At 42.0% G+C, this 5,788-nt stretch carries 1 protein-coding gene and 1 pseudogene; both read left to right on the top strand.

The annotated features are described in order from the left end of the window. Positions 1–326 precede the first annotated feature (326 nt). Positions 327–2,585, top strand: coding sequence for a hypothetical protein (locus tag A6733_RS08045; protein ID WP_092460815.1), 2,259 nt, complete (start codon positions 327–329; stop codon positions 2,583–2,585). A 1,508-nt stretch (positions 2,586–4,093) separates the two neighbouring features. Next, positions 4,094–5,788 (top strand): annotated as a pseudogene (locus tag A6733_RS09235) (hypothetical protein); the annotation flags it as partial.

Below are 5,788 nucleotides of genomic sequence, written 5' to 3'. Positions count from 1 at the left end.
ACAACGGCTAGCAAGAGCACTGAGAATAGAATAAATTATTTAGTGTGTGGCTTGCTTTTGGGAGAACTAGAGGCTGTTAGTGTGTCACTAATGATGTAAGTTATTGTAAATAGTATAACGCTAACGCTCGCACTTCACTTAATGAATTTCTGGGAAATAGATTGTGTGCTTGTGAGCAGGATACTATGTATTAACGTTTCGTACGTGTTGTTTCTGCAGCTTAAAAGAGCAAGAGCAAGAGCAAGATTGGCGTTGATTGTAGGTACTTGTCTACAGTAAGTTGTGTCAATGTAAAAGAAGAAAGAACAAGAATAAGGACTCTACTAATGAAACGTAAGTTGAGTAGCATAAGTGGTGAAGCAAGCGATCCGTATGGTAGTGGTGAGGGAGGTAGTGTAGGTGGGCAAGCACAACCATCAAGTTCATTGGGATTAGAACAAAGTGCATTATGTGCTGAGGCAGGGGGATTTGTGTTGGCGCCACATTTAGCGCTGGCGTTGGGTATGGAACCTGGTGAAATGATATTTAGAGGTATGTTTTATGGCACCTCACGTGCTCCCCTTGCGACGAGTTTAGCTGTTCAACTTTTAGGAGAACAGGAAAGATTGGGTCGTCTTAGATCGGGAGAGGGGACTAGTTCTTCCATTCAGCTTAGTGACAGTTATGTGCGTAGCCTTAGTGATACTAACGCAGTGGCGATACAAGCGCTACTGGATAGTGCAGAAGCACCACCATTACCTCCACCTACAACAACATCAACAGTGGTAGGAGGAGATGTAGGTACTGTTCGTGGGCGGGTGTCAGATGTAGCGGAGCAGGGTGTCGTGGATTGTGATGGTGGGTTTGTATTGGCACCAGATTTAGCACGATTTCTGGGCATGAGACCTGGTCAAGCGCTGCGTCGAAGTATGTTTTATGGTACTCCAACATCTGATATCGTTTTAGAATTGGTAACTCAACTTTCAGAAGTTCGGCAAGATTTATTGCGCTCTCAAGAATTGGAAAGATCTTGGTTGGCCTCGGGAGGGATGGGCTTTGATTTAGAAGATACTGCTTCTCTTATAGAAACTAACGGACAGTTAATACAAGCTCTGATGGCTAGCGTAGAATCACCTTCATTTACGGCATTACCGGCAATGGTAGTGGAAAATGTTGGTGCTTGTGGGCAACAAGCAATGAGTGCTACACCAGGGGCAGCGTTGTTAGAGGAAGAGGAGGTAGGTACTGCTGCTGTGCATGGGCAGGAGGTGACAGGTGCGCCAGAACAGAGTGTGCCAGAACAGAGTGTGCCAGAACAGAGTGAATTAGGCTCTGATAGAAATTTCGTGTTGGCACCTGATCTAGCGCTAAGGTTGGGAATGTACCCTGGTCAAGTGCTATGTCGAGGTATGTTTTATGGTACTACGAAGGCTGTTCTCGTTTTAGAAATGATAAGTCAACTTTCAGGAATTCGGCAAGATTTATTGCGCAATCAAGAATTAGAAAGAGCTGGTTTGATCTCGAGAGGAACTGAGGATATTGCTTCTCTTATAGAAACTAATGAAGCAATATTACGAGCTCTGATTTGTAGCATAGAAGAACCGGAAGTGGTAGTAGTAGATTCGGAAGGAGAGTCAGCAGAGAAATTGGTGGGACGTGGACCAATGAGAAGAGTTGCTACAAATCTAATGAAGAAGGCAGAGAGAGCTTTGGCTAGGGAGTATGCGGAAGCTGCCAAAAAGTTAGAGAAGCAAAGGAAGAAAGCTGCTAAAGAGCTAGATAATCAGAGAAAGGAAGCTGCTAAAGAGCTAGAAAGGAGGGAATGTGCTAGGTTACTGCTAGAAGAAAGAAAAATGGCTGAGGCGGCGGAGGCGGCAGAGCTAGAGATGGCGGAACTAGCAAGACAAGAGAGATTGGAGAGAGCTGAGGCTAGAGCAAGGGAGACGAGGGAGGAGAGAGAGGCAAGAGAGGCGCTTGCACTAGAGAAGCTAGCAAGGCGGGAAATGCTTAAAGAGAGAAAAAAAATTAAAGAGGAGGCAGAGAGGAGTAGATTAGACAAACTCAAGGATATACAAAGAAGGAAAGAAGAGGCAAAGACAAAGAAACAAGAAAGACTGAAGGAGAAAGAACGGAAAGAAGCAGAAGAGAGAGAGAGACGAGAAAGGATGAATAGTGATAAAAAGAGGAGGCTAGAAGAGCGTTCGAAGAAGGAAGTGGTTTGCTTGCAAAAGGGAGAAGCTAGAGTGAAACTTGCGGGGTTAGAGCTAATGCTGAGGCAAGAAAAAGGTAAGTTTGCTAGTATACGTTCAGCGCTAGCAATAGATGGATTAGGGATGACATTACAAGAAGTAGAGCTAGAACTATATGGCAAGGTAGAGCAAGAGTATCGACTAGGGTCAGAGTTGGTGCAGGTGGGAGAGCGTATACGAGAACTAAGAAGAGTAGTAGTAGCGGATGGAAGTGCGCAGATAGTTTCATTGGAGAGAAGTAGGGATATAGTTTTAGAAAAAGTAAGAGAGTTAGAGATAAAGGTAGAGATGGTGAGGGTAAAATCGAGGAGGAGACAGCTGTCCCAAGAGTTAAATAGACTGAGGAGTCTGAGGTAGTTAATGCGTATTTGTTTGAAGAGATCAGGGAAATAAGTCACGCACTTGTGAGGGTGCTGTGAGGGGAATGTAGTACCAGGGTACCTTTGCCATTGTTGTATATAAATGATGTAGTCAATATATTGATATTTGTTTGCGTTTTACCCACAGAAGAACCAAGGTTTGGGAAATCATATTTGACTTCTTTTAAGTAATACCGTCTTGTGCATTGATGATTTGGGTAGTCTTTTGTTTAACGCGCCTTAGATGATGCGTTGTCTTTATGGCAGCAAGTATATCTGTTCCAGGTAATGGTACGCTACTACCCTAGCTGCTTAATGTGTGAACATGTCGTAGTCCAGTTGGTATTGATGTACTAAGGGCAGTGTAAAGATTATTAGTACTACAGACTTTAAACATCAGATAGTAATCAGGTGATCTGCTTGGTTTTTCTTGTATTCGGTTGTTTTGCTATATCAACATATATTTTTGAGCATTTTTGAGCATTTTTTATCAATGCTGCTGCTGCCTATATGGAGGCAATTACCCTAGCAGTAGGCTTATCCTTAGTAGGGATGCTATTGTTAAATTATTTCAGATAATAAAGTACAGCATTGATATTTTCTTCCTTAGGATAATTAAAAATTTAGGAGTGATGGATTTGTTTATAAGATTAGCAAGAAGCTACAAGTGTCCTAATCGCAATATCTGAGCAATAATTACAAGAATAAGAGGGAAAATATTCATAGCCAGCGGCAATTCTACAACTGATTGGTGGGTGATAGTAGAAGTGAATAAAGAAATTGATATTTAATAATGTTATGTGCATGGTTCTATCTATGGCATAGACGGTTGCGCGCATTTAGAGAAATCATATTGACATTTAATGCTGTTGAATTGTTTAATGATAGGGTTAACTACCCTAATGTTTTAAACATTTAAAGCGTGTGCATCTCGAACGATGGGTGTTAGACTGAGGTTGCCTGTATCAGATATGGTAGCTGATATTAAGAGAGCGTCTGTCTTATTTTAATAATTAGAAAAGATTAGGCAAAAATAGGACCGATTTGTTGTATCTAATCTACATTAATCTTACGTATAGGTAGGTAATTGTTATTATGAGCATTATCTATTTTTTCAAATAATCCCACATAAAAATATCAAATATAGCACAATTTTTGCCAAATAAATTACAGCTTTATATTGTATTTTCCCCTTCTTAAATTAAGATTTAAAAAAATTGTGGAAACTATGCTGATCGATAAATGGGCTTGATTGGACCATCAGTAGTTCTACGACTTCTGCAAAGCCAATTATTGCAATAGCTGATCCTAATTTGTAGGGGGTAAATACTAGTTGAAAGAGATGTTTTACCAGCTCAGCATTTTGGTTTGTTGTTAATGTAGGCGTACGTATGATCTGAGAGGTGTGTATATTGAGTTAAAGAAACAAGCTCTGCTAATAGTAGAGATGCTTGACTACAGTGTATATTGTTAATAGATAAGAATAAAAAAATAGGAACTTTGCTAATGGAACGGAAATTTAGTAGCACAAGTAATGGAGCAAATGGTTCGGGTGGTAACGATGAACTGGGTAGTGTAGATGGCCAGGAACAACCGTCAAGTGCATTAGAACTAGAACAAAGTGCAGGATCTGCTGAGATAGGAGGTTTTCCATTAGCGCCACATTTAGCACAAACTTTGGGGATGCAACCTGGTGAAAGGCTATTTCAAAGTATGTTTTATGGCACCCAGCAGGCTTCTCTTGTATTAAGTTTGGCGCTTCAACTTATGGAAGAACATGAAGTACTGGTTCATAAGGAAGTGGGAGAGGGGACTAGTTCTGCCGTTCGAATTAGAGATGATGGTTATAATCTTGCTCTTATTGCCTCCAGCGAGGATACAATACGAGCGCTTCTGGATAGTATAGAAAAACCTCGATTTGGAGTAGTACCAGAAGTGGTAGTAGAAGGTGTGGGGACTACGGTTGGTCAAGAACTAAGTGCACCAGAGGCAGAGGCAGAGGTAGTGGCAGTAGAAGGTGTGGATATTATGCATGGGCAAGTAACAGGTGTACCGGAACAGAGTACTAGAGGATCTGATGTAGGAGTTCTGTTAACACCAGATTTAGCACTGGAGCTGGGAATGCAACCTGATCAAGTGTTACGTCGAGGTATGTTTTATGGTACCCAGCAGGCTCATGTGGTACTAAATTTAGTAAGCCAACTTTTGACAGTTCAGGACGATTTACTTATCCGTGGATTAGGAGAAGGAACTACTGAAGGAGACTGCGGTAGTGCTATTAGAGATGCAGAGTATAACTCGATTGTGATACAGGCTTTGATGGATAGCATAGAATCACCTACAGTGTTGGTATCGTCTGTGGAAGCAGTACCGTTAATGGAATCGTTACCATTAGCGGAAGTAGCACCGTTAGTGGAGTCAGTACCGTTAATGGAATCGTTACCATTAGCAGGAGCAGCACCGTTAGTGGAGTCAGTGCCATTGGCGGAAGCAGCACCGTTAGTGGAAGTGGAAGTAGCACCGTTAGCGGAAGCAGTACCGTTAATGGAGTCAGTATCGTTGGTGGAAGTAGCACCGTTAGTGGAGGTAGTAGAATCGGAATTGCAAGTGCGAGAATCGGAAGAGGTATCGAGCGTGATAGAGTTAGAGGGCGTGGAGATACCAAGAGAGATATTGGAGAAAGAGTTAACGGAGAAAAAGAAAGCGGAAGAAGGTCCAAGAGCAGTGATAGGGGCGAAGGCGAAAGACAAATCTAAAGATGTTCCGAAATCTAAAAATGTTCCGGTTATATCGGAAGAGAGAATGAGATCTCTAGAATTAGAGAGCATGAGGCTAGTGAGAAGGGTAGCGGCAGAGTTAGATGCGAAAGAGAAAGCTGAGGAAGCTGCTAAAGCAGAGAGAGAGGCTAGAAAGAAAGAGGAAAGGGAGAGAAATGAGGCGAGAAAAAAGTTGATGTTGATAGAATCCATTAAAAAAGAAGCAGAGAAGAAGAGAGCAAGGGAAGAGAAAGAAGCTACAAAGAGAGAGGAAAAAGAGAAAAAGGCGGCGGAAAGAGAGAAACGGAAAGCAGAGAACGCGCGTGCTCGGGAAGAGAGAGAGGCAAAAAAGAAAGAGGAAAAAGAGAGAGCGAAAAAGGAAAGGGAAGAGGCGAACAGAGCTATAAGAAAGAGACAGGAAGAAGAACTGAGGAGATTGTTAGAG

The organism is Candidatus Ichthyocystis sparus, from assembly GCF_900078745.1.
Lineage (GTDB): Bacteria > Pseudomonadota > Gammaproteobacteria > Burkholderiales > 2013Ark19i > Ichthyocystis > Ichthyocystis sparus.
This window is presented reverse-complemented; position numbering and strand designations above follow the sequence as displayed.